Genomic DNA, 26,018 nt, shown 5'->3' with positions numbered 1-26,018 from the left:
TATATACACTATTTAGACGCAGCAAAAAAAGAAAAGTCACAATCTACTTTCCTATTAAGTGCAACTCAGAAAAGTTTTTATCAACCACGATAGAATGTATATCGCCAACCTTTAACTTTTTTAAAGGAATGGTTTCGTTATCAAGCTGAACTTCTTTGACCTCAAAAGGTAAACCATGGATGTTTATCTTAAAGGTATTGTATTCTGTGATATATTTTCCTTCTTTATACTGACTGATGAAAACATCTTTCTTTCTACCTGTAAAGTTGAAATTTCTAAGACTATAGCGACCTTTTGTGTAATCGTAACCATCATTTGCATCACTAAATAGTTCACTTTCTTCTTTACCGTCTTTATAATAAGCATCTAAAGTAATCTGCTTAATTTTCTTTTCACCAACATATTGCTGCACAGGGAATTTTGGGATAATTGCACCTTCTTTTATAAAGATTGGCATACTATCTATATCTGCATCAACCCACATTTCTTTTCCTCCTTTTACGATCTCATCGGTCCACATATTATACCAATTGCCATGTGGTATATACATCCGTCTCCCTCTAGCATTTGGCTCTAAAACCGGACAAGCGAGTATGTGCTCTCCAAAAACAAATTCGTCTGTTCTATAATGTGTTTGCGCATCTTCTTGATCAAATAAAACAAGAGATTTAAGTAATGGTGTACCGTGGTCAATATAATTCCAGAAAGCAGTATACAAATAAGGTAATAGTTGATATCTAATCTCTATAAATTTTCTTACTACATCAGTTACACCTTCGTCAAAAGCCCAAGGTTCTTGGTCTCCATGATCTCCTGAAGAATGTACTCTAAAGAACGGATGAAAAACGCCTAATTGTACCCAACGTGTGAATAGCTCACCTTGTGGTTGCTCTGCAAAACCACCAATATCACTACCTACAAAACCAAAGCCAGACATTGACATTCTTTGCGCTTGAATGTTGGCAATCCATAGATGTTCCCATGTGGCAACATTATCGCCCGTCCATGTTGATGTATATCGTTGCGTACCAGAATAAGCAGCTCTAGTAATTACAAACGGACGTTTTGGATATCTAAACTTTTTAAGTCCATGGTAAGTGGCTCTTGCCATTTGCATGCCGTACACATTATGAGCTTTTCTATGGCTACAAGGGTTTCCATCATAATTATGGCGAACATCATCAGGGAATGTTTTGTTTGGCACCTCCATTACGGCAGGCTCGTTCATATCATTCCAAACACCTTTAATTCCAATATCTTCAATAAGCTCTTTAAAAAGTCCTGACCACCAATCACGAACTTCAGGTTTTGTAAAATCAGGGAAATAGCATTCTCCTGGCCAAACTTTTCCTTTCATATGTGCACCATCGGCCCGTTTACAGAAATAGTCTTTTTCTAAAGCTTCATTAAACACAAAATAGTCTTTGTCAATTTTAATACCAGGATCAATTATAGCTACTGTTTTAAAGCCTTTCTTCTCTAAATCTTGAACCATTTTCTTTGGATTAGGAAAATAGTCTTTATTCCATGTAAAACATCTAAACCCATCCATATAATCGATATCTAGATATATGGCATCACAAGGGATTTTTAGCTTTCTAAATGTTGAAGCAACCTCTTTTACTTTTTTCTCTGGATAATAACTCCATTTACATTGATGAAACCCTAAGGACCACATAGGTGGTAATTGGTGAGGCTTACCTGTTAAATCTGTATAACTCTCAACAACGTCACTCATTTTAGGTCCGTAAAAGAAATAATAATTCATTTCTCCACCTTGAGCCCAAAAGCTTGTTACATTGCGTCTTTCGTGAGCAAAATCAAAAGATGCCTTGAAAGAATTGTCAAAGAATATTCCGTAAGCTTTTCCATGATGTAAACCCGTATAAAAAGGAATTGCCTTGTATATTGGATCTGTATCCTTACCATAAGCATAAGAATCTGTTACCCAATTGTTATAGCGCTTTCCTTTTAAATTTAGATGATTAGGCTTATCTCCTAGTCCATAATAGCTTTCGCCATCATTAGATACCTTGCTCATCTTTACAATGTTACCACCATACTGATAATTTTCTTCCCAGTGAAACCCTAATTCATCTTCATTAATCAAAGTGTTATCCTTTGTATCATATATACTTACTCTTAAGGATTCTTTAGAGATTTCGCAGCTAAGTTTAGAGGTTGTAATAATGAATTTATCTTTCTTCTCCTCAATTTCTAATCTATTATAACCAGTACTAGCATACTTAGTTATTGCATAAGAAAAATCACTATCAAAATTGCCAACTGTAGTGTATCTAAATCTAAGAAGACTATCTCTTACCACAGTTAACTGTAGAATTACATCATTATCTGTTGTAAAATATAATTTGTCTACATCTTTTTTATAAGCAACTATTTTTGAAGGATATTGATTTCCTTTATTTTCTAGTTCAGTATTAATAATCATAACTTCATTTGTGTCAAAAACAGTGTAAAAAAAAGGAAAAATTAGAACTTTAGAAAGACTAACATCTTGTATTTATGCAGATTTGTTAACTATAACGATTTCGAATTAATCTAAACGGGTGATGATTTCTATTTCAACTACTTTATGCGTATTTAAAAGCTACCATACCTAAAGGAGGAATATTTATGTCTATGGACTGGTCTCTAAACTGCCAAGCTTCAGGTTTTGTAGCTTGAACTTTATTCTTGTAGCGACCTGAACCAAAGTATTTTTTTAAATCACTATTGAAGATTTCCTTTAAACTTCCTTTATATGGAACCCCAATTTTATAATTCTCGCGTGGAATTGGAGTCATATTGCAGGCAATTACTAAGTCGTCAGTTTTTTTATTTCCTTTTCTAATGTAAACAAGTACGGAGTTTTCAGAATCATTATAATCTATCCACTCGAATCCTTCGGCAGAAAATTGCTTTTGATGCAACGCTGGTTGCGTTTTGTATAATGAATTTAAATCTTTAATTAATGCTTGAACACCTTTATGTGGTTTATATTGAAGCAAATGCCAATCTAAGCTTTGTTGAAAATTCCATTCTTCACTTTGTCCAAATTCAGCGCCTTGAAAAAGCAAATTGGTACCTGGATGGGTAAACATGTACGAATACAATAACCTAAGATTAGCAAAGCGCTGCCATTCATCTCCTGGCATACGACCTAAAATAGAATGCTTTCCATAAACGACCTCATCGTGGCTTAACGGTAACATAAAATTCTCTGTAAACGCATAGGTCATGCTAAAGGTTAAGTCGTTTTGATGGTGCTGTCTGTAAATAGGTTCTTTAGCGAAATACTGCAATGTATCGTGCATCCAACCCATCATCCACTTCATACCAAAACCTAAACCTCCTATGTAAGTTGGCTTTGATACCATAGGAAATGAGGTAGATTCTTCTGCGATGGTTTGAACATCTGGAAACGCACTATATACAGCTTCGTTCATGTCTCTCATAAAAGCTATAGCTTCTAAATTCTCTCTACCACCATATATGTTTGGTTCCCATTCACCATCTTCACGGCTATAGTCTAAGAATAACATTGAAGCAACCGCATCAACTCTTAGCCCATCTGCATGATATTTGTCTAACCAAAAAATCGCATTGCTTATTAAAAACGATTTAACCTCATTACGTCCATAATTAAAAATTAAGCTTTTCCAATCAGGATGATAGCCTTTTCTTCTATCTGGATGCTCGTATAAGGCTGAACCATCAAAAAAACCAAGTCCATGAGCGTCTTCCGGAAAATGCGACGGTACCCAGTCCAAGATAATTCCGATATCATTCTGGTGTAATTTATCTACTAAGAATTTAAACTCTTCAGGCAGTCCAAAGCGCGATGTTGGTGCAAAATACCCCGTAAGTTGATAACCCCAAGATGGGTCAAATGGATACTCCATGATAGGCATAAGCTCCACATGAGTAAAATTCATTTCTTTAACATAGTCTACCAAATCTTCTGCAAGCTCATTATAACTCAAAAATCGATTCTCTTCAACTTGTTTTTTCCATGAACCTAAATGAACTTCATATACAGAAAATGGGGCGTCTAAGGCATTATTTGCTTTTCTTTTTTTCAACCATTTAGCATCATCCCAACTATAATCATCATCCCAAACTATAGAAGCTGTTTTTGGAGGATGTTCGCATCGCCTTGCATAAGGATCGGCCTTTTCAGTTTTAATATCATTATGATGGCTATGTATTTTGTATTTATATGCATTACCTTTTTTAACTCCAGGGATAAAGCCTTCCCAAATGCCACTTTCGTCCCATCTTACGTTTAACGAATGGTCACCTTCTAACCAGAAATTAAAATCGCCGACAACTGAAACTGACTTAGCACTTGGTGCCCAAACAGCAAAGTAGACACCTTCAACACCATCAACAGTTATTAAATGCGAACCGAATTTTTCATACAATCGGTAATGTTTGCCTGACTTAAACAGATTAATATCAAATTCTGTAAATAAACTATGTGCAATTACTTCTGCCATAAAATTAGTGGTTGATAATATTTGATATGCCTTTTAAAGGAATTACTGCCCAAAGCGGACGTGAATTTAATTCGTATCCTAATTCGTAAACTGCCTTTTCTAACATGGCGTATTTTAATAAAAATATGCGCTCCTGGTTATAGCCAATATTAATATTTGCGTTTTGAATCTCTACAACATAAGTTCCTAAGAATACATTTTTAAGATAACGATACAACACCTCACCAGCTTCGAACAACTGGTCTTGAGTATGCTTGTAGCTTTTCATGTTATTAAAAATGGTCGCATAAATAGCATAATGAAAAGATCTAAAAAGACCAGCAACATCTTTTAAAGGTGGTTGCTTTACTTTTCGATCTCTAATAGTACTCTCTGGTTCGCCTTCAAAATCTAAAATGTAAAAATCGTCATCTCTAACTAAGATTTGTCCTAAATGATAATCACCATGTACTCTTAGTCTTTCGCCTTTTAATTTGGTCCAATCAAAATTTACAAAACGCTTTCTAATTTCATTTTTCTTTTCTAAAAATTCATTAGCTAATTCTAATGCTAATCCTTCTAATTTATGCAAGTTATTTTCAACTGCATTTAATCTATTTTGAAATTGGTATAACAGTCTATTTTTTAGCCAAACCGTATAATCTCCATTAAATCTTGTGGGTGTAAACGAAGTGTCTTCAAACTCTGAACCTAATGCAATATGCATCTCTGCGGTTCTCTTAGCTAGTGTTTGAATTTTTAAAAACACATTTAAACCTACCCAATCTATAATTTGTGGCGGAATATCAGTAATATGCATTCTTTCAAACCTTGCCGCAATAGGTAAAGCTCTTATATCTATAGTTTTAAATTCTAGATTACTGAAAACCTTATCAAACTCTTTAAGCATATAGTCCCATGCATCACCTTGATTAGGCACTAGCTCATTCATTAAAGCAATGGTAATATTGGTATTCTCTTGGTCTTTAATCTGCATGCTACCAAGATATGCAGGTGTATTTTTAAAATCTTTCTTTTCGGACAAGAAACGACTCATCTCATAATCTGGATTGCGGTCGGCATAGATGCGCCTAAAGAACTTTAAAACATATTTGCCATTATAAATAATGGATGTGTTGCTCTGTTCTAAACCCATAAATTTTGAAGACTCATACTCAGCGCCATCAAATAATGAGCTTTTTTTGTATTGTACTCTTGTTCTATCTTTAGGAACTGCAGTAAGTATGCGCTGAAAAACAACACGCCTAAACGCTTCTAGATTTATTGCATCAATAATAAATCCTTCTTGATTTTGAATACTTAATGGTAAGATGCGATCGTCATTTGCAAAACTTTCGTCTGAAACAAATGCTATTGGTAAAAAGTAGTGTTGATAGAATGCTTCGTAGAAATTAACCTCTAAGATTAGCCCGTAATAGACTTCTTCATTTTGTTGAATTCTGAAATATTCTGATAGTTCAATGTATTTGAGTTTACTAGATTTACCGCCATACCATCGTTGTTTTATAATATATTTCTCTAAAACATCGGATAAAAATATCTTGACGAAATCTTCATTTTCCATTATTTCTTCCCACCTAACATCAAAATTGTAAGGTGTTTTTAAGCTAACAGTATTTGATTTCTTCTTAGACATTCTACTTGTTTATTTTAAATATATGAAATGGTAATGTTGGATGTAGCTCTACAAAATTCCACTCGTCATGCCAATTATAGCTGCTTCCAGTGATAAGATCACTCACAGTAACCTGATGACCTGCATTGATACCTAAATCTGCCAAAGGCAATTGAACCGTACCTTGTTGCAAATAATATTGGTCTAAACTTACTATTATCAGCAACTCGTCTGTTTTGGCTTCATTCCATTTATAAAAAGCAATCAAATTGTCATTTTCTATATGACAAAACTTAATATTATTTGTTTGCTGTAAAGCGTCATGGTTATGACGAATAGCATTGACCTTAGAGATTATTGCGGTAAGCTTATTTTGTATTGTCCAATCATAAAATTTCACTTCAAACTTTTCAGACATAAAGTATTCTTCTTTACCAGGAATAGCTTCATCTATTTGTTGCTCAAAAACAGGTCCATAAATCCCAATATTAGAACTTAATGTAGCTGCTAAAACATAACGTTGTATATATTTAGACTCATTTGCACCTTGTAAATGATATGGATTAATATCTGGCGTATTAGGCCAAAAATTTGGTCTCATATACTCACGTTGATCTGTTTGGGTCAGTTCCGTCATATACGAAATGAGTTCATGCTTATTATTTCTCCAAGTGAAATAGGTGTAAGATTGTGTATATCCTTGCTTTGCCAATTGCTGCATTACCTTTGGTTTTGTAAATGCTTCCGCCAAAAATATGACATCTGGATACTGTTTCTTAACCTCATCAATTATCCAATTCCAAAAATAATAAGGTTTAGTATGTGGGTTATCTACTCTAAAAACGTTTATCCCGCAATCAATCCAATACAAGAGAATATCTAAACACTCTTGCCAGAGGTTTTTATAATCCTCGCTTTCCCAATAAATAGGTAAAATATCTTGATACTTTTTAGGTGGGTTTTCAGCATATTGCACAGTACCGTCTGGTCGCCACTTAAACCAATCTGGATGCGCTTTTACCCATGGATGGTCTGGCGCTGCTTGTAATGCATAATCCATGGCCACCTCAATATTAAGATCTTTAGCTTTCTGCACTAATGCCTTAAAATCCTCAACTGTTCCCAATTGTGGATGTATATCTTTATGTCCGCCATATTTAGAACCAATGCCCCATGCAGAACCAGCATCATCATCATTGGCTTCAGTAGTATTGTTACGGCCTTTTCTGTTGACTTCTCCAATTGGATGCACCGGAGGAAAATACAACGTATCAAAACCCATCTCCGAAATTCGAGGTAAAAGACGTTCACAGTCCTTAAAGGTACCGTGCTGTCCTTCAACTTCTGAAGATGATCGTGGAAAAAATTCATACCAGGTACTAAACAAAGCCTTCTTACGGTCAACATAAATTTTGAAATCTCTTGTTGTATTGGCCAAATGCTTTTGTGGATACTTGAAAAATATATCATGAAGCGCAATGCTTTTTGCTTCAGCTATTGCTTGGTCATACTTAGACTCATCTGCAAATATGTCGATGCAATTTTGGATATATTTTTTCTCTGAAGCGGTAGCTTTTTTCAATAAAGGTTTTAAATATTCTCTACCTTCAAGTAATTCAGATTTTACATATTGATTATCATCAATTTTTCGCTCTATACCATGTTGCCAGTTTAGTGCATAATCAACCCAGCCTTCAACTTTATATGTGTAGAACCCTTGCTTTTCAACAGTAAAAGACGTACTCCATTCATCATTTTCAATATGCTGCATTCGTACCTCATTCCATTTTCGCATATTTTCATGCTTAAAAAGTACAGAAGAGGCTATTACATCATGCCCATCTACAAGTACATGAGCTTTAACACTAATTACCTCATTTATTACCCGTTTAATGAAAAAATTTCCACCGTTAATTTGAGGAGAAACATAGTCTATAATTACTCTTTTTTGGTTTTGCATCACCTTAGCTGATTGTTTATTAAACACTAAGCTAAGATTCATTTTTTACATATAAAAACTTAACTTTTACAAACAGGAACTATAACGTTTGAAGGTTGATAACTATTTAATATGCAGCTCCTATTTTACAATTATAAAGTAGAATTATCGATGAAAAAAGTTTCCAAACATGAGTAATTTCTGTTAACTAATTTCGACAAAGATGTCATAAATTTTGTATTTTTATTTTTATGAAAAAGTTAGTTTTATTATTAGTATTAAGTCTCGTGTTCAGTTGCAATTCTTCAGCTCAAAAACAGACCAAAGACAAAAATTATCCAGTTACAAAAACTGATGCCGAATGGAAGGCTCAACTTACCAATCAGCAGTACTATGTTTTGCGTAAAGCCGGTACCGAAAGACCTTTTACAAGTCCTTTAAACAAGAACTATAAAAAAGGAGTATACCACTGTGCGGCTTGTGATACGCCATTGTTTGAAAGCGACAATAAGTTTGATTCTGGTACAGGATGGCCAAGCTTCGATAAGGAAATTAAAGGTAATGTTGCATTTTCAACAGATTATAAAATTGGTTATGCTCGTACCGAAGAACACTGCGCTACATGCGGTGGGCATTTAGGACACGTTTTTAATGATGGCCCTAGAGAAACGACTGGAAAACGTCATTGTATTAATGGTGTAGCTTTAAAATTTGTTCCAGAAGAAAAATAGATGAGTACCTATCTCACAAGTGTTCTAAAACAGTTTCAATACTACAAGAGTCTTGGTGATAAAACTATAGTACAGCTTTCTTTTAATGAGCTTTCAAAAGAATTTACTCAAGATTTGAATTCTATTGCTATAATGGTTAAGCATCTTCATGGGAATATGTTAAGCCGATGGACCAACTTCTTAACTGAAGATGGCGAGAAGACTTGGAGACAAAGAGATGAGGAATTTGTAGATAACTTTACTTCTAAGAAAGAGCTCGAAGCTACTTGGAATGAAGGATGGAGTACTTTGTTTAATGCAATTGAGCAATTAAGCTCAGAAGACCTAGAAAAAATCATCTATATCCGTAATCATGGACACACTGTTACCGAAGCTATAAATAGGCAACTCATGCATTATGCTTATCATGTTGGGCAAATAGTCTTTTTAGGAAAATTACTTAAAGGTGATAAATGGCAATCTTTATCTATCCCTAAAGGAAAATCTAAAGACTATAATGCAGATAAATTTTCGAAAAATAAAACGCGAAGACATTTTACCGAAGATCTTTAATATTACATTTTGGTTTCGTAAATTCGTAGCCTAAATTTCAACTAAAAAAATACTGATGAGTAAATACGACGTTATCGTTTTAGGAAGCGGCCCAGGTGGTTATGTTACTGCCATTAGAGCTTCACAGTTAGGATTTAAAACTGCAATTATAGAGAAGGAAAGTTTAGGTGGTGTCTGTTTAAATTGGGGTTGTATTCCTACAAAGGCATTATTAAAGTCTGCTCAAGTTTTCGAATATTTAAAGCATGCCGAAGATTATGGTTTAAAAGTAAAAGATGCTGAACACGATTTTGATGCTGTAGTAAAAAGAAGTCGCGGTGTTGCTGATGGCATGAGTAATGGTGTTAAGTTCTTGATGAAAAAGAATAAAATTGATGTCATTGAAGGCTTCGGAAAAGTAAAGCCTGGTAAAAAAGTTGATGTTGATGGTACAGAATATTCAGCCGATCATATAATTATTGCTACAGGTGCTCGCTCTAGAGAATTACCTAGTCTACCACAAGACGGTAAAAAAGTAATTGGTTACAGACAAGCGATGACTTTAGAAAAGCAACCTAAAAAGTTGATAGTAGTTGGTTCTGGTGCTATAGGTGTTGAGTTCGCTTATTTCTATAATTCAATGGGAACTGAAGTTACTATTGTAGAATACATGCCTAAAATAGTTCCTGTTGAGGATGATGAAGTTTCTAAACAATTAGAGCGTAGCTTCAAGAAATCAGGAATTAAAATTATGACATCTTCAGAGGTAACATCTGTTGATACTTCAGGTAAAGGTGTTAAGGCTACAGTAAAAACTAAAAAAGGTGAAGACGTTTTAGAAGCTGATATCGTATTATCTGCTGTTGGAATTAAATCTAACATTGAAAATATTGGTTTAGAAGATGTTGGTATAGCTGTAGATAGAGATAAAATTTTAGTAAATGATTATTACCAAACTAATATTCCAGGATACTACGCCATTGGAGATGTAACTCCTGGTCAAGCTTTAGCTCATGTTGCATCTGCTGAAGGTATCTTGTGTGTAGAGAAAATTGCAGGGCATCATGTTGAAGCACTAGATTATGGTAACATTCCTGGTTGTACGTATTGCTCTCCTGAAATTGCTAGTGTTGGTTTAACTGAAGCTCAGGCTAAAGAACAAGGACTCGATGTGAAAATTGGAAAATTCCCATTCTCTGCATCAGGAAAAGCAAGTGCTGGAGGAAATAAAGAAGGTTTTGTAAAAGTAATTTTTGATGCTAAATATGGCGAATGGCTTGGTTGCCATATGATAGGTGCTGGTGTAACTGATATGATTGCAGAAGCTGTATTAGGTCGCAAATTAGAGACTACAGGACATGAAGTGTTAAAAGCAGTACATCCACATCCTACGATGAGTGAAGCTGTAATGGAAGCAGTTGCAGATGCTTATGATGAAGTGATACACTTGTAAAACTACAATTAGAAATATACCAAACCGCCTTTCTTTTGGAATGGCGGTTTTTTTATAGTCTATACCCTAAGCCTAAAAAGATAATATCAGGGGAAATTTCTTCAAACCCAATTGTGTATTTTAAGTTTAAATCTAATTTTTCATTAATGTCGTAAGCTAAGCTAATATCACCTCTAACTTTAAATTTATTACTGAAAAAATTGAAAAAATAATTCATACTAGGACCTGCTAATATGTGGAGATTATAGTCGATATCATATTTAAGATAAATAGGCAGATTTAAAAATTCAAAATCTCCAATGCCTTTATACAACAACTCAGGCTGTATATGAAACCCTTTTTCAATATTAAAGTCGACAAAAACACCTGCAAAATACCCCAATTCTATATCTGGGTTCTCACCAAAAATACCTTGATCTTGATTAAAAAATGTAACACTTGTTCCACCTTTAATTCCAAACTGATTCTGCGCATTTAAATGCTCCTCTGTATAAAAAAGAACTATTAAAAGAAGAGCAAAGTATTTCATACTACATTAACTAGATTAAACTTTGCAAAGCCAAGTCATAGCTCTGCAACCCAAAACCTAGAATTACACCTTTGGCATTTGGAGAAATATAAGATTGATGTCTAAACTCTTCTCGTGAGAATGTATTAGATATGTGTACTTCAATTACTGGTGTTTGGATGGCTTTAATAGCATCACCAATACCTACAGAAGTATGTGTGTAAGCTGCTGCATTTAAAATTATACCGTCATATGAGAAACCCACGTCTTGAAGTTTGTCTATAAGCTCACCTTCGATATTAGATTGAAAATAGGATATATCTAATTGAGCATATTTAGACTTTAAAACATTTAAATAATCTTCAAATGTTTGGCTTCCATAAATCTCTGGTTCACGTTTACCAAGCAGGTTTAAATTAGGTCCATTAATGATGATGATCTTCTTCATATGGTAAAAATAGATAAAATAAGCGCATAAAAAAACCGAAGACTTTGCTTCGGTTTATAAATTTTTATACGCATATACTAAAGGCTAAAAATTGCTCCAATATTCAACGCAGAAGTTGCATTGTTTATATTAAATGGAAAACTATCATTAACACTTATAAAACCATTATATCCTTGGTAATGAACATAGAATTCAGTGTTTTCATCTATATTAAACTTATATCCAATTCCAAAACCTAATCCTATATCGAAGGAATTAGTAACATCTTTTATATCAATTTCACCTGTTGGTGTATCACCTTTTGCAGATGCTAGGAAGCCTAAAGTAGGGCCAAAATTAAGAAACCAGTTTCTGTTACTACCAAAATGCCAATTGGCATGCAATGGTACAGCTATATAATTAAGTTTATCAATAAAATCTTGCCCATTAACCTCAACTTTTGTTCCTTTTGAATCGTATAAAACACCAGTTCTTAAGCTCCATCTATCACTAAAATAATACTCGCCAATAACCCCAGCATTAAAAGCAACACGAATTTTATTACTAAGATTTTCCGAACTTGAGTAGTTCGAAAGATTTAATCCTATTTGAGGCGCTATAGTAAAATCCCCTTTATCAGATTGAGCACTGATATTAATTGTAATTGCAACAAAAACGGCAATAAATAATATTTTTTTCATAAAAAAGAAAGTTAAATTAATTGAACTCGCAATTAAAAAGATTCTATTTAATTATGAAAGAAAATTATGACATAATTTATTAAAAAATGGCCCTCTAATTTCGTTTAATAATATCTATTTTAGTGGTCTCTCCTTTTTCGAGATTTGTCATTGCCTTTATATCGTTTTTCCCATCAAGGATTTCGATAATGGCTGTATTGCTTCCTATAGATCCAACAGAGTTAGATATTATTTCTAATTGAATCTTTTTGTCTTCTGTAGGAATTCTAATCAATTTTTTCTCGTGCGTAATTTTATAGTTTGAGAGAATCAGCTTTCCATTTTTCTTAATAGAGATTATATCATCATCTAATTGGCCTCCATCATAAATAAAGAACTCTAAACTTTTTGATGATGTTAATATAGAAGTGGTTTGGTTCTTTTTTAAGACATTTAAGTTAAGCGTATCAATAAGTCTGCTGTTTTTAAACTTTTCTTTCAAGGAGTCAGCAACACGTTTTGATTTTTGAATCTTTTTCGAAAACTTATCTACACGTTTGTTGATTTTCGAAACAGAATTCATGGCCAATTCACCGCTAAGACATTTTACGCCATCGCTAAACTTACCATCAAATTTTGCCATAAATTTATCAGAACCTTGCCTGTAACGAGTTGGAGAAACGTGTACCTGGCAAAAATCGTACTCATCTAATGATACAGGAGATTTCGTGTAAATAAGTTCTACCTCTTTAAAAGAAATGAGCTTCTTTTCTGCTGAATACTCGCCTTCGATTCTAGATTTTGTTTCGTGATCACCTCCAAAATCAGTAAGACTATAACCAGAAACTTTTCCTTTATTAATATCAAATTCTAACTTATAGGTAATAAGTAAGGTATCGTTTAATTTTACGAAGCCCATAAACTTATTAGCGTCCTGTGCAGTTAGGCTAAATGCAACTAAAATTAATAGAAAGGAAAAATGTTTTTTCAACATAAAAAAGAAATTGTTAATTATCATTCCGTAAATATTAGGAATTTATTTTAATGCTAAAAAGATTCTGTAGGAAAAATAGTAGGCGTTTAATTTATTTTTTTTAAATTCGGAAAAACTTAAACAATTAATCATGAAAATTAAATTATTCTTATCTGCGTTAGCACTTATGTTAACTATCAGTTCAGCGTATGCATCTTTTCCTGTAAAGAGAGCTACAGCAAACACCGAAAATGTAACAACGACTCAAACTGAGGATGCAGTAGAAATGTCTACTCCTGCAGCAATGGCTAGTCAACAAAGTCAAGGTATTGCAATAATCCTTTGGTTCTTTTTAGGAGGTTTAGCTGCTCACAGATGGTACCTTAAGAGCCCTGTTGGATGGAACATTTTATTCATCTTAACTTTAGGAGGAATTGGAATCTGGGCAATTATTGATTTAATAGATATTTTTACCGAGAATTATCCAAATGCAAATTTCAAAGGATCTTTCTTTTAGAAAGACAGAAAATATAATAACTTTAATCACCTTTCAATTATGGAAGGTGATTTTTTTTACATGAACTGGAACTCAGCAATAGCAGATTACAAAACGTATTTAAGGTTAGAACGAAGTCTTTCTGTCAATACTATAAATAATTATGAGTTTGATATTAAACGCTTAATTGATTTTATTGACGAAACCGACTCAAATACTTCACCTGTAACAATTTCAGATCATGTTATAAAAGATTTTATATACCGTATTTCTAAAGAATTAAGCCCAAGAAGTCAAGCCAGAATCATCTCCGGTCTCCGTAATTTTTTTAATTATCTCATATTCGAGAACTACCGAGAAACAAATCCTCTTGACCAAATTGAATCTCCAAGACTTGGCCGTAAACTACCAGACACATTATCTATTGAAGATATAGACACTATTATCCATGCCATAGATCTCAATTATCAATTTAGAGGTGTAAATCTAGGACATAGAAACAAAGCTATAATAGAAAGTCTATATAGCTGTGGGCTTAGAGTAAGTGAAGCTATTAATTTGAAAATATCTGATTTGTTTTTTGATGAAGGCTTTATCAAAGTTCAAGGGAAAGGAAATAAGGAACGTTTTGTACCTATTGGAAAAAACACCCAAAAGCTAATTAATATTTGGTTAGATGTCAGAAAACATATTGCCATTGAACCTTCTGAAAAAGACATTCTTTATCTCAATTATAAAGGAAAACGATTAACCAGAGCAATGGTATTTACTATAATTAAGAATTTGGTAAATAAAATAGGTCTAAAAAAAACAGTTTCTCCACATACTTTTAGACACTCTTTTGCTACTCACCTATTAGAGAATGGTGCTGATTTAAGATCTATACAAATGATGCTAGGTCATGAGAGCATTACCACTACTGAGATTTACACTCATATAGACAAATCGCAACTCAATAAGGTAATAAACAGGTATCATCCAAGAAAATAATTGTGAGATTTTAGTGACATTTTGATTAGAAATGTGTCTTAAACTAAAATCTACCATGAACCATGTCTTTTGAAAATAATAATTTCGAAAATTACACCGATAAAAACTACTATAATCAAATTCAGCAAATCGGCCTACAAATATCGAAAATAGGTCTCTGGGATTGGAATACAATTACAAATAAGGTCTTCTATTCTGAAAATTCTATTAAAATTCTTGGTTATAAAGGTCATGAATTTGATAATAAACCTGAAGAATGGGATAAGCATGTGCATCCTGATGATCAGAACATCTATTTTGAAACATTCGACAGGCACATTAATGGAGAGCTAGAAAGCTATGAAAGTGTGTACCGCATTTTATGCAAAGACGGCCAATATAAATGGGTGTTAGACAAAGGGAAAGTAATTGAAAGAGATAAAAACTCTAAACCATTAAGAATAGTTGGTACACACATTGACATCACAAAGCAAAAACATACCGAAAATTTATTAAAAAACAACCTTCACATTATAGCCAACCAAAATAAACGCTTACATAACTTCACACATATTGTATCTCATAACTTAAAGAATCATGTGTTTAATCTTGAGGATTTATTGAACTTCTATGAAGAATCAACAGATGTCAATGAAAAAAAAGAGCTTTTTAGTCATCTTAAGAGTATATCTAAGTCATTAAATGGCACTATGGCAGATTTAGACAACATTATAAGCATTAGATCTAAATCTAACTTTGAAGAGCTCTTTAAAAATGTAAACTTATTCCAATGTGTTGAGGCCATTACAGAAAGTCTAAAACTAGATCGGTTTAAATCACAGGTAAGTCTAGAAAATCGGATTGACAAAAACACGATGCTTTTCACAAATTCATCTTACATAGAGAGTATTTTTCATAATCTTATTTCTAATGGTATTAAGTATTCTAAACAGGTTTCAAACTCACAAGTTATAATTACCTCAAAAGAGACTGAAAAAGACATCAAGATTATCGTTTCTGATAATGGTATTGGTATTGATTTAGAAAAATTTAAAGACCAGCTCTTTAAAATGTATCGAACTTTTCATGGTACACAACGTGAAGACTCTAGAGGTGTTGGACTTTACATTACTAAAACTCAAGTCGAAGCTCTAAATGGAAGTATCGAAGTTGAAAGTAAGCTCGCTATAGGAACCACTTTTACTGTGACCTTTGATAAAACAAAAAAGCCCTCTAATTGAGAGCTTATTGCATATATTCTTAAAACTTACTTGGCAATATTTACTGCTCTTGTTTCTCTAATCACTGTTACTTTAACTTGCCCAGGATAGGTCATATCTGTTTGTATCTTTTGAGAAATCTCGAAAGACAAACTAGCCGCTTTGTCATCGCTAACTTTCTCGCTTTCTACGATAACTCTTAGCTCTCTTCCAGCCTGAATGGCATAGGCTTTCTTAACGCCATTAAATCCAAAAGCAACAGCTTCTAAGTCTTTTAATCGCTGTATGTAAGAATCCAAAACTTGACGACGTGCTCCTGGCCTAGCACCAGAAATAGCATCACAGACTTGAATTATTGGAGACAGTAATGTTGTCATTTCTATTTCATCATGGTGAGCGCCAATAGCATTACAAACTTCAGGTTTTTCGCCGTGCTTTTCTGCCCATTTCATACCCAAAATTGCATGTGGTGTTTCTACATCTGCTTCTGCGTCTGGTACTTTTCCTATATCGTGTAACAACCCAGCTCGTTTAGCAAGTTTAGGATTAAGCCCTAATTCTGCGGCCATAACACCACATAACTTTGCAACCTCTCGAGAGTGTTGCAATAAATTTTGACCATAAGACGAGCGGTACTTCATACGGCCAACCATTTTAATGAGTTCTGGATGAAGACCATGAATACCTAAATCTATTACCGTGCGCTTACCAACTTCAATTATCTCTTGCTCTATTTGCTTTCTAGTTTTTCTTACAATCTCCTCAATTCTAGCTGGGTGAATACGTCCATCTGTAACTAATTTATGTAAAGATAGGCGTGCTATTTCACGTCTAACAGAGTCAAAACACGATAGTATTATCGCTTCAGGCGTATCATCAACAATAATCTCTACACCTGTAGCTGCTTCTATAGCTCTAATGTTTCGTCCTTCTCTACCGATAATTCTTCCTTTAACATCATCAGATTCTATATTAAATACAGAGACGCAGTTATCAATAGCTTCTTCAGTACCAATTCGCTGTATGGTATTTATAATGATCTTTTTGGCTTCTTGCTGCGCCGTTAACTTAGCTTCTTCTACTCTATCCTGAACAAATGCCATTGCATCAGTCTTAGCTTCTTCTTTAAGAGATTCAACGAGTTGTTCTTTTGCTTCTTCTGCAGACAACCCAGAAATAACTTCTAGCTGCTTTATTTGACTTCTATGAGCTTTTTCAAGTTCATCTTTTTTCTTTTCAACAAATTCAAGTCTAAAATCGTAATCCTTGATTTTATCTTCTAAAGATTGGTTTGATTTTTTTGCTTTTGAAAGCTCATTTGATATTTGAGATTCTTTATCTCGTATACGTTTCTCAGCTTCGGCCATTTTTTTATCGCGAGATAAAATGACCTTTTCATGCTCTGCCTTAAGCTCTATAAATTTTTCTTTTGCTTGAAGTATTTTATCCTTTTTTAAAGATTCAGCATCAGATTTTGCTTGCTTTAAAATCGTTTTCGACTCAGATTGCGCTTCGGAAATTATTTTTGAAGCTTTGCTCTTTCCTAGGGATTTAGAAATCACAACGCCAAGAATTAATCCTACAATTACCGCAACAGCAATGTATAGTATTGTGTTAGTGTCCATTAGTTTAGTTAAGTTGATATATAAAAAAAGCCTACATCAGTTTTGGATTCTGTATAAACTCCTTAAAAACAAGTTTAGGGCTAACAAGCTGCTCAAAAATCTGCCCAAGTACAAAGTACTAGCAGCACGGTTTTACAACTTAAACTCACCCTTTTTAAAGAATTAACGTTGAGTTTATCAAAAAATATAACTAATGTAGGCAGTAACCTTTTATTTTAAAGAACGTACGAGTATTACATATGTTGTTGTAAAAGTTCGTTTAAGGTTTCTAGCTTTTCCTGAACTTCTTCATTAACATACTCTTTATCTATTGTTTTTTGCTCCACTTGAGCGGCAAATTGTAAAGCACACATGGCTAATACATCTTGCTTATCTCTAACAGAGTAATTCTGCTCAAACTGTCCAATCATTGCCTCAATCTTCTTAGCTGCTTTACGCAATCCTTCTTCTTGACTCGGACTTATTGTTAATGGATATACTCGATTAGCAATCGATATTTTTATTTTAAGCTGCTCCGACATCCATTGTGTTTTAACGCTATTCTGACAATTGCGCTATGCAATGGTCTATATCTCTTATTAGCGAATTTATTTTGAGCTTTGTTTCTCGTTTATTTTCGTCACTACCTAGTATTGCATTAGCGGCTTTGAGCGTTTCAAATTTATCAGACCATTCACTTATTTGCTCCTGGTATTCAAGTATTTGTTTCTGGTAGATATCTATTTGTTCTGAGAGCTTCTCGTTAGTTTGCTTTAGTACTTCTTGCTTATGCAAAACCTTTGAAATTCTATTCTCTAACGTATCTACAATGTCTTCAATTTTACTCATATAAGTAATACAACACTACCTCACAAATTTAAGAATTCGATTTTAAATACACTAAATTGTTTTACAATTATTTTTAGTTTAGATAACATCTGGAGTATTAAATCGTTAAGAAAAATAATACAGCTTAGGTACTTGCAATTCACAATCAAATTAATATTTTAGCTCGTTTACAAATGCCAATGAAAACATATCTTATCTTTTTTTTATTATCGTCCGCATTATACTCACAATCTGAGTATCCACAGGACTATTTTAGAAATCCGTTAGATATTACACCAATCCTATCTGGTACTTTTGCCGAGTTGCGTTCTAATCATTTTCATTCTGGGTTAGATATTAAAACGCAACGCAAAACAGGTCTAAAAGTTTATGCATCTGCAAAAGGGTATGTGAGCAGAATTAAGGTATCTCATTTTGGCTATGGAAAAGCTTTGTATATCACTCACCCAAATGGATATACTTCGGTTTACGGGCATCTAAAAAAATTCTCTCCAAAAATTGAGGCGTATATTAAAGATTGTCAATACGAAAAAGAAAGCTTTGAAGTTGAAGTTTTCCCAAATACAACTGAGCTACAAATTGAAACTGACGAAGTTGTAGCTTATTCGGGAAATACTGGTGGCTCTGGTGGACCACATTTGCATTTCGAGATTAGAGATAATGCTGAACGTCCTATTAACCCTATGCTATTTGGAATAAATGTAAAAGATAGTAAAAAGCCTTACATATCAGCTGTTTACGCATATCCAAAAAATGAGAATTCCCTCATAAACGGAAAAAACAAAAGAATTCCTTTAAGGCTAATTCCAAATAAAAATGGCAATTATGACGTTGAAAAGATAACTGCCTATGGTGAAATAGGATTTGGTGTTGTGAGTTATGACAAACAAGACTTGGCTCCAAATAACAATGGTGTTAGTAACATTTCGTCATATCTTAACGGTAACAAAGTATTTGAAATGGACTTTAAGCGTTTCAGTTTTACAGAAACTAAACACCTTAACCGATATATTGATTTTCAGCTATGGAAAACCAAAAAAACACGAAGTCAAAAACTATTTGTTGAAGAGAACAATCCGCTTAGTATGATTAAAAATGTAGTTGATAGAGGTTACATCAAAGTTGAAGATAGCACATCTTCAATCTATAAAGTGGAGATAAAAGATTTTAAATCTAATACGACAACTTTGAATATTCCGATTAAAGGCAAGCTTCAAGAAGCTAAAAAAGTTGAAGATATAGGAAACCCTGAACAACGCCTAATTAAAACTACTGAAACTACAGTTTTAAAAGATCACATTGCTAGTGTTACCTTCTATCCTAATACTGTGTATGAAGATATTTTAATTGATTTTAATGTTAGTTGTGACACTCTAAACCTTCATAAAGATGAAGTGCCCGTACAGAAAAATTTTGTTATAAATTATGATATAAGCAAGTACAAGGAAATAGATAAAAGCAAACTGTTTATAGCTAGGCTTTATGGGTATTACAAAAAGCCAAGTTATGTCGGTACAAAACGAAAAGGTGATACCTTAGTAGCTAGGACCAAAACCTTTGGCCAATATATTCTAGCAACTGATACCGTTAGTCCAAAAATTAAAGCAGTAAATTTTACTGATAAAAAATGGATGAGTAAATACCGATATCTAAAATTAAAAATAAGTGATGAACTCTCTGGAGTTTCAAAATACAGAGCCACTGTCAACGGAAAATGGATTTTAATGGAGTATGATTATAAGACAAATATGCTTGTTCACGATTTTAATGATAGTGTAATTACAGACACAGAAAATAATTTGAAAGTAATTGTAACTGATAATGTTGGAAATAGTTCTACATTTGAAACAACATTTTACAGGAAATAAAACCTTATTTATTTGAAAAACACTAAATTTTTATTAACCGCTATTCTATTATTAATTACCTTAACAGTGTTAGGGCAAACTGCAACAATAAGAGGTGTCATTCTTGATGAAAATGAAAACCCAATAGAAGGTGTTAATATCACTGCCAATACTGGAGAAGGTGCTACAACTAATAGAAATGGATTCTACGAGATAAAAATCCCGGCAAACACCGAAATAACAATCATTTTTACCCATGTATCTCACAAGCGGGTTGAACAAAAGTTTAATCTTAAAAATGGCAGTGAAATTGAGTATAATCCGGTTTTAAAAATAAATGTTGAGCAAATTGCCGAAGTTGTTATTAACCGAAATACCAGACAAAGCAGAACAGGTGTAACCACCATTTCACCTCGAGTAATCCGAACTATAAAAGGCGCTCAACCAGGTGTTGAGAATATTTTGAAAACACTTCCAGGTGTTAATATATCTAATGAATTAAGTACACAGTATTCTGTAAGAGGTGGTAATTTTGATGAAAACTTGGTATATGTCAATGAAATTGAAGTTTATCGTCCTTTTTTAATCCGTTCGGGAAATCAAGAAGGTTTGAGCTTTGTGAACACGGATTTGGTCTCTAATGTAGATTTCTCCGCCGGTGGTTTTCAAGCACGATATGGCGACAAATTATCCTCGGTACTAGATATTACCTACAAAAATCCTAATAGATTTGGAGCAAGTGCAGACTTAAGTTTGCTTGGTGGAAGTATCTCTGCGGAGACCGTATCTAAAGATGGTAAATTTTCAGGAATAGCAGGTGTACGATATAGAGATAATAGCCTTATTCTGAATAACCTTGAAACCAATGGTAATGTTGAACCTGTATTTGCAGATGTACAAACGTATCTTACCTATCGTTTTTCAGATAAGTTTCATCTTAATTTCTTAGGTAATATATCACTAAATCAATACAATTTCACTCCAGAAAATAGACAAACAAATTTCGGAACTATTGATGAACCTGTGGCATTACTGGTTGTATATGAGGGTCAGGAACAAACCGAATACCAAACTTATTTTGGAGCTTTTAAGGCCAATTATTTTTTAAATGACAAAACTACATTAAAGCTTATCGGTTCAGCATATCATGCTACAGAGCAAGAGTATTTCGACATTTTAGCGCAATATAGACTTGGAGAAGTTAATACAAATATTGGTGATGATGATTTAGGTGAAGTAGAATTTAGCGAAGGTATTGGTTCACAGTTTACACGTGCACGTAATGATTTAGATGCATTGATTTTTAACCTAGAACACAGAGGTGATTATAATATTGATGCTGATAGTAATTTTGAATGGTCTGTTAAATACACTCGCGAAGATATCCGTGACCGATTGGTAGAATCTGAAGTTATAGATTCAGCTGGGTTTTCAATTCGTCCGCCATCATTAACAGAGCCTAATTTTCAGCCAGACATTCCGTTTGATGGACCATTGACAGCGTTTCAAAATATTCGTGCATTTAATGAAGTTCAGATAAATAGACTACAAGCTTTTGCTCAGTATAAAAAGAACACTAAAATTGGTAGGCATGACGCCTATTACAATATTGGTGTAAGAGCACATAGTTGGACAATTGAAGGCGAAGGCATAGAGCGTAATACACAAACTGTATTTAGTCCTCGTGCTCAATTTGCAATTAAACCTGATTGGAATAGTGACATGTTGTTTAGAGCAGCAGGTGGATTATATTACCAACCTCCTTTTTACAGAGAGCTGCGTGATTCTTCTGGAATTGTAAGACCTAATGTAAAAGCACAGAAATCATTTCATGTAGTATTAGGAAATGAATATAGCTTTGAAATGTGGGATAGGCCTTTTAAACTTGTCTCTGAAGTATATTACAAAGGCTTAACCGATGTTAATCCTTATACTTTAGAGAATGTTCGTATTCGATACCGTGCAAGAAATAATGCCACAGCTTATGCTTATGGATTAGATATGAGGCTTAACGGTGAATTTGTTCCAGGAACTGAATCTTGGTTTAGCTTTGGCTATCTCAAAACCGAAGAAAATATCGATAACCGCGGATACATATCTAGACCAACCGATCAGCGTTTAAAGTTTGGTATTCTTTTTCAAGATTATGTACCAAATATGCCAGACTTAAAGATGTATCTTAATTTGGTTTACAATACAGGATTGCCTGGTGGTTCTCCAAGTTATGCAGATCCATACGATTTTCAGTTTAGGTTAAGAGATTATAGGCGTGCAGATCTAGGTATGTCTTACGAAATAGTAAATCCAAAAAAGACGTATAGCTCTCAATGGAAACAGGGATTTAAAAGTTTATCTTTAGGTATTGAGATCTACAATATGTTCAATAACCAAAATGCTATTACTAATACTTGGGTAAGAGATGTTAATAGTCAAAGACAGTTTGCGATACCAAACTTTTTAACACCTAGAGTGTTTAATGTAAGGTTGTCTGCTAGGCTTTAAGAATTCGCAAATTCACAAAGTGTATCAACCACATAATCTATTTCATTCATAGTATTATACTTACTAAGCGAAAAACGTACTGAAGGACGCTTAATGTTCTCCTTACATAAAATTTCGGTTAGTACATGAGAAGCCGTTCCACTTCCACTCTGGCAAGCACTTCCTTTAGAACACGCTATTCCTTTTAAATCTAATTGAAATTGCAACATCAATGCTTTTTCTGGTGGCAACGGTAAACACACATTAATAAGCGTATACGTACTTTCATTAAAGTTAGCTGATTGCCCATTAAAATGGCAACCAGGAAGTTTGGTATTCAAAACATCAATAAAGTATTGTTTTAAGTCTTTAATGTAAGCACTTTCAGTTTCTAAATTTTGATAAGACATGCGCAAAGCCTCGTCCATGCCTACAATATTGTGTAAACACTCTGTACCAGCCCTATAACCTCGTTCTTGTTGGCCTCCAAAAATAAGTGGTTTAAGACCTGATTCTTTTCTTACAAAACAAAACCCAGCACCTTTTGGACCATGAAACTTGTGCGCTGCTCCAGCAATAAAATCAACTTTTATATCTTGCAAGTCAAGTGGGTAATGCCCTACTGATTGTACCGTATCAGAGTGAAATAAAGCATTATTGTCTTTGCATAAATCTGCAACTCTTTTGATATCTAAGATATTTCCAATTTCATTATTAACATGCATTAAGCTAACTAGCTTTTCAGTATCGCTTTTAAGCAAGTTTTCAAGATGGTTATAATCAATACTTCCCTTATCGTCTAAGTCTACAAAAGATAATGTAATGTCGTATTCGTCACGGAGTTGCTCAGCAGTGTGCAATACCGCGTGATGTTCAATCTTTGATGTTATAATTTCTGTTACACCTAAATCTCTAACTGCACTTCTTAGTGCTAAATTATCGGCTTCTGTGCCACCAGAAGTGAATATGATCTCGCCTGCAGATACATTAAAATGAGCTGCAATATTTTTTCGACATTGTTCCATTATAGATTTGGACGAACGACCAAAGCTATGAGTAGAAGACGCATTGCCAAAATTGTCCTTAAGGACTTCTGTCATTTTATCAACAACTTCGGGGCGTAAAGCTGTTGTAGCTGCATTGTCTAAATAAATATTGTTCATTTTTTAATTTGCTTGTGATTGATTTTGCTCAGGCAAAAATAACACATAAAATTATTTTATGGATGCAACGTTATAATTTGGTAAATAATTTACTTTTGTTAAAAATCTATGAAGCTTATGCGAAAAGTCTTAGTGGTGCTTATTACACTATTTTTTATGTCGAGTTGTGATGATGGAGATATTATTACTGTTGATTTAGATTTTGATCAAGATTTAAGTCTGTGTGACAATGATATCGATACATATTTAATCTATGACCTTAGAAATGATCCTAGTGAATCGTTATCACTACTAATTCAGCGTAATACAGCAAACGATTTGCTATTTTCTGAGCCTACACCTGTTGATACACCAACTACACTAACAATAGATGGCAATACAAATAGATTTATATATAGAACGTATAACAGAGATATTTCAGATACATCAACAAACCAAGAACTATGTAGTACAGTAATCCCGGCAGATTTGGTAATTATTGAAAATTACGAATCTACATCCGGTACCGCAGAAGTTACGGTAACTGTTGACGATGATGATAATGATGGTATTCCAAGTGCGTTAGAAGGAGCAGATCCTAACGGTGATGGTGATTTCTCAGATTCCTTAGACAGTGATTTAGACGGCATTTTTGATTACTTGGACCAAGACGATGACAATGACAATGTCCTTACTATCGATGAAATTGATTCAGAGGATACAGATGGTGATGATGACCCAACTACAAACCCATTAGATACTGATGGTGACACGATACCTGATTACCTAGATACTGATGATGACGAAGATGGCATATTAACTATTAATGAAGATGAAAATGGTGATATGAGTCCGGCAAATGACTTGGCTAATAACGCTTTAGGAGATCTTGTTCCGCATTACCTTAATACTATCGAAACTATAGATTACGGTAATCCTGGGAATACGCAAAACAACCAATATACAAGAACTGTAAATTCGGTTTTCATTATCAAAAACTTTGACTTGGATATTTTAAGTGGTGATGAAATTAATTTAGGCACCCTTATAACTACGATTATTATTCAACAATAATTACGGATCAACATTCTGAAATATTTTGACTTCGGTGGCACCTAAACCATAATCTTTATAATCAGCATCGTAAAAGGTAACATTATTATATCGTCTTAAAACGGTATATAATTCTTGTTTTAATACACCTTCACCAATACCATGAATAAAAACTAGCTTTGGTATTCGTTTTTTAATTGCAAACTCTAGCTGTCTACGAGCAGTATCAAGCTGAAGATTCAGCATATCATAGTTAGACATGCCTTTTGTAGAATCTGTTAATTGATGGATATGTAAATCGATTACAAATGTGGCTTGATGTCTTTTCTTGGAGGAGACTTTTAAAGATCTCTTTGATTTTGATTCTTCTTTAGATTTAATGTTCTCTGCAATACTTTTTCTAGAAATATTTTCAAGTTCGATTGAATCAGTAGAATTCAGCACAATGAGTTCATTCTCATTAAAATCAAACGAAAAACCATCTTCAGTCTCTACTGTAATTAAAGGTAATTTAATAGAAACAACTATGCCAGTGATGGCGTCATCAATAGTTTCTACCTTATCACCAATTTTAATCTTCATGGTCTATATCATTGTGTTGTGATGTAGAAGATTGGTCACTGAGCGGTGTCGAAGTGTCAGATTGAATAAAAGACTCTTCTTTTTGGTTTTCAAATTTACTTGGCACGTTTCGCGAAGTACGATATATACCAAACATTAAGAGTACAATACCTACAATTAAAACATAGGTGTTTTGTTGCTCTTCAGCATTGGCGTATATGGCTATTATACCTCCAATTACAATGCAAATAATATTTATTAGTCTTGATAAATTTCTCATTAAACAATAATAATTATTGGTTTAACTTCTAAAGCCGGTTACTGAGCCTTGTCGAAGTAAAAATTCGGGGTAAATTCATCTTTCAAAATTACATGAATTTTTTCATTCAGAATTTCTTCTCAACTGAATAAAATAAATTTTATGGAATAACATAGTGGTT

23 protein-coding genes and 1 other RNA gene are annotated in these 26,018 nt (G+C 33.6%); 9 read left to right on the top strand and 15 right to left on the bottom strand.

The window, feature by feature from the left end:
- Positions 1 to 43 precede the first annotated feature (43 nt).
- The 4 genes from ED556_RS06890 to ED556_RS06875 all read right to left on the bottom strand — a co-directional run bounded on the left by ED556_RS06890 (position 44) and on the right by ED556_RS06875 (position 8,074).
- Positions 44 to 2,449, bottom strand: a complete 2,406-nt coding sequence (locus ED556_RS06890; protein ID WP_296321172.1) for a glycoside hydrolase family 31 protein — start codon at positions 2,447 to 2,449, stop codon at positions 44 to 46.
- A gap of 142 nt (positions 2,450 to 2,591) precedes the next feature.
- Positions 2,592 to 4,499: a 1,4-alpha-glucan branching protein GlgB gene (glgB, locus tag ED556_RS06885; protein ID WP_296321170.1), complete on the bottom strand. Its 1,908-nt coding sequence runs from the start codon at positions 4,497 to 4,499 to the stop codon at positions 2,592 to 2,594.
- Positions 4,500 to 4,503: 4 nt separating this feature from the next.
- Positions 4,504 to 6,135: a trehalose synthase gene (locus tag ED556_RS06880; protein WP_296321166.1), complete on the bottom strand. Its 1,632-nt coding sequence runs from the start codon at positions 6,133 to 6,135 to the stop codon at positions 4,504 to 4,506.
- 1 nt (position 6,136) lies between these two features.
- Complete coding sequence (locus ED556_RS06875; RefSeq protein ID WP_296321772.1) at positions 6,137 to 8,074, bottom strand: alpha-1,4-glucan--maltose-1-phosphate maltosyltransferase; 1,938 nt, start codon at positions 8,072 to 8,074, stop codon at positions 6,137 to 6,139.
- Positions 8,075 to 8,304: 230 nt separating this feature from the next.
- On the opposite strand from ED556_RS06875, the gene msrB reads away from it, so the two are divergent.
- Genes msrB through lpdA form a run of 3 tightly spaced genes read left to right on the top strand, consistent with a single transcriptional unit; the run spans position 8,305 to position 10,768 of the window.
- A complete protein-coding gene (msrB, locus tag ED556_RS06870) occupies positions 8,305 to 8,784 on the top strand; it encodes a peptide-methionine (R)-S-oxide reductase MsrB (protein ID WP_296321164.1) in 480 nt (159 codons plus the stop codon).
- The gene (locus tag ED556_RS06865; RefSeq protein WP_296321161.1) at positions 8,785 to 9,336 is read left to right on the top strand and encodes a DUF1572 family protein; all 552 of its coding nucleotides are present in this window, start codon (positions 8,785 to 8,787) and stop codon (positions 9,334 to 9,336) included.
- Positions 9,337 to 9,391: 55 nt separating this feature from the next.
- A complete protein-coding gene (gene lpdA / locus ED556_RS06860) occupies positions 9,392 to 10,768 on the top strand; it encodes a dihydrolipoyl dehydrogenase (RefSeq protein ID WP_296321159.1) in 1,377 nt (458 codons plus the stop codon).
- A 52-nt stretch (positions 10,769 to 10,820) separates the two neighbouring features.
- Here the strand turns inward: lpdA and ED556_RS06855 are convergent, their stop codons facing one another.
- From ED556_RS06855 to ED556_RS06840, 4 genes are all read right to left on the bottom strand, one after another.
- The gene (locus ED556_RS06855) at positions 10,821 to 11,297 is read right to left on the bottom strand and encodes an outer membrane beta-barrel protein (RefSeq protein ID WP_296321156.1); all 477 of its coding nucleotides are present in this window, start codon (positions 11,295 to 11,297) and stop codon (positions 10,821 to 10,823) included.
- A 10-nt stretch (positions 11,298 to 11,307) separates the two neighbouring features.
- Positions 11,308 to 11,724, bottom strand: a complete 417-nt coding sequence (aroQ, locus tag ED556_RS06850; RefSeq protein WP_296321153.1) for a type II 3-dehydroquinate dehydratase — start codon at positions 11,722 to 11,724, stop codon at positions 11,308 to 11,310.
- A 77-nt stretch (positions 11,725 to 11,801) separates the two neighbouring features.
- Entirely contained in the window at positions 11,802 to 12,404 is a 603-nt protein-coding gene (locus tag ED556_RS06845) for a porin family protein (RefSeq protein WP_296321150.1), read from the bottom strand.
- 94 nt (positions 12,405 to 12,498) lie between these two features.
- A complete protein-coding gene (locus tag ED556_RS06840) occupies positions 12,499 to 13,377 on the bottom strand; it encodes a hypothetical protein (RefSeq protein WP_296321148.1) in 879 nt (292 codons plus the stop codon).
- A 130-nt stretch (positions 13,378 to 13,507) separates the two neighbouring features.
- Here ED556_RS06840 and ED556_RS06835 point away from each other — a divergent pair, with 130 nt between their 5' ends.
- The 3 genes from ED556_RS06835 (at position 13,508) to ED556_RS06825 (ending at position 16,062) form a co-directional block, all read left to right on the top strand.
- A complete protein-coding gene (locus ED556_RS06835) occupies positions 13,508 to 13,873 on the top strand; it encodes a TM2 domain-containing protein (RefSeq protein ID WP_296321146.1) in 366 nt (121 codons plus the stop codon).
- Positions 13,874 to 13,933: 60 nt separating this feature from the next.
- On the top strand, positions 13,934 to 14,842 hold the full coding sequence (gene xerA, locus ED556_RS06830) for a site-specific tyrosine recombinase/integron integrase (protein ID WP_296321769.1): 909 nt from the start codon (positions 13,934 to 13,936) through the stop codon (positions 14,840 to 14,842).
- Between the two features lie 62 nt (positions 14,843 to 14,904).
- Positions 14,905 to 16,062 (top strand): PAS domain-containing sensor histidine kinase, encoded by a 1,158-nt coding sequence (locus ED556_RS06825; protein ID WP_296321142.1) that lies wholly within the window; start codon positions 14,905 to 14,907, stop codon positions 16,060 to 16,062.
- Between the two features lie 26 nt (positions 16,063 to 16,088).
- Here ED556_RS06825 and rny read toward each other — a convergent pair whose 3' ends face one another.
- From rny to ED556_RS06805, 4 genes are all read right to left on the bottom strand, one after another.
- Entirely contained in the window at positions 16,089 to 17,666 is a 1,578-nt protein-coding gene (rny, locus tag ED556_RS06820) for a ribonuclease Y (RefSeq protein WP_296321139.1), read from the bottom strand.
- Positions 17,667 to 17,721: 55 nt separating this feature from the next.
- Positions 17,722 to 17,840: non-coding RNA, 6S RNA (gene ssrS, locus ED556_RS06815), on the bottom strand.
- A gap of 59 nt (positions 17,841 to 17,899) precedes the next feature.
- Complete coding sequence (locus tag ED556_RS06810) at positions 17,900 to 18,187, bottom strand: cell division protein ZapA (protein WP_296321135.1); 288 nt, start codon at positions 18,185 to 18,187, stop codon at positions 17,900 to 17,902.
- Between the two features lie 16 nt (positions 18,188 to 18,203).
- Positions 18,204 to 18,494 (bottom strand): hypothetical protein, encoded by a 291-nt coding sequence (locus ED556_RS06805; RefSeq protein WP_296321132.1) that lies wholly within the window; start codon positions 18,492 to 18,494, stop codon positions 18,204 to 18,206.
- Positions 18,495 to 18,673: 179 nt separating this feature from the next.
- On the opposite strand from ED556_RS06805, the gene ED556_RS06800 reads away from it, so the two are divergent.
- Together ED556_RS06800 and ED556_RS06795 are read left to right on the top strand one after the other, a co-directional pair.
- Positions 18,674 to 20,362, top strand: a complete 1,689-nt coding sequence (locus tag ED556_RS06800) for a M23 family metallopeptidase (protein ID WP_296321129.1) — start codon at positions 18,674 to 18,676, stop codon at positions 20,360 to 20,362.
- A gap of 12 nt (positions 20,363 to 20,374) precedes the next feature.
- Entirely contained in the window at positions 20,375 to 22,843 is a 2,469-nt protein-coding gene (locus ED556_RS06795; protein WP_296321128.1) for a TonB-dependent receptor, read from the top strand.
- On the opposite strand, the gene ED556_RS06790 is transcribed toward ED556_RS06795, so the two are convergent.
- Positions 22,840 to 23,985 (bottom strand): cysteine desulfurase family protein, encoded by a 1,146-nt coding sequence (locus ED556_RS06790; protein WP_296321125.1) that lies wholly within the window; start codon positions 23,983 to 23,985, stop codon positions 22,840 to 22,842. The two genes, ED556_RS06795 and ED556_RS06790, sit on opposite strands and share 4 nt — an antisense overlap.
- Before the next feature lie 117 nt (positions 23,986 to 24,102).
- On the opposite strand from ED556_RS06790, the gene ED556_RS06785 reads away from it, so the two are divergent.
- On the top strand, positions 24,103 to 25,038 hold the full coding sequence (locus ED556_RS06785; protein ID WP_296321121.1) for a hypothetical protein: 936 nt from the start codon (positions 24,103 to 24,105) through the stop codon (positions 25,036 to 25,038).
- Here the strand turns inward: ED556_RS06785 and ED556_RS06780 are convergent, their stop codons facing one another.
- Together ED556_RS06780 and ED556_RS06775 are read right to left on the bottom strand one after the other, a co-directional pair.
- On the bottom strand, positions 25,039 to 25,599 hold the full coding sequence (locus ED556_RS06780; RefSeq protein WP_296321118.1) for a Smr/MutS family protein: 561 nt from the start codon (positions 25,597 to 25,599) through the stop codon (positions 25,039 to 25,041).
- Positions 25,589 to 25,858, bottom strand: coding sequence for a hypothetical protein (locus tag ED556_RS06775; RefSeq protein WP_296321115.1), 270 nt, complete (start codon positions 25,856 to 25,858; stop codon positions 25,589 to 25,591). The genes ED556_RS06780 and ED556_RS06775 overlap by 11 nt, the downstream gene beginning before the upstream one ends.
- Positions 25,859 to 26,018: the final 160 nt, after the last annotated feature.

The organism is Winogradskyella sp., from assembly GCF_003712105.1.
Classification (GTDB): Bacteria; Bacteroidota; Bacteroidia; order Flavobacteriales; family Flavobacteriaceae; genus Winogradskyella.
Note: the sequence above shows the minus strand (reverse complement) of the source record. Positions and strands in the feature narration are given on the sequence as shown.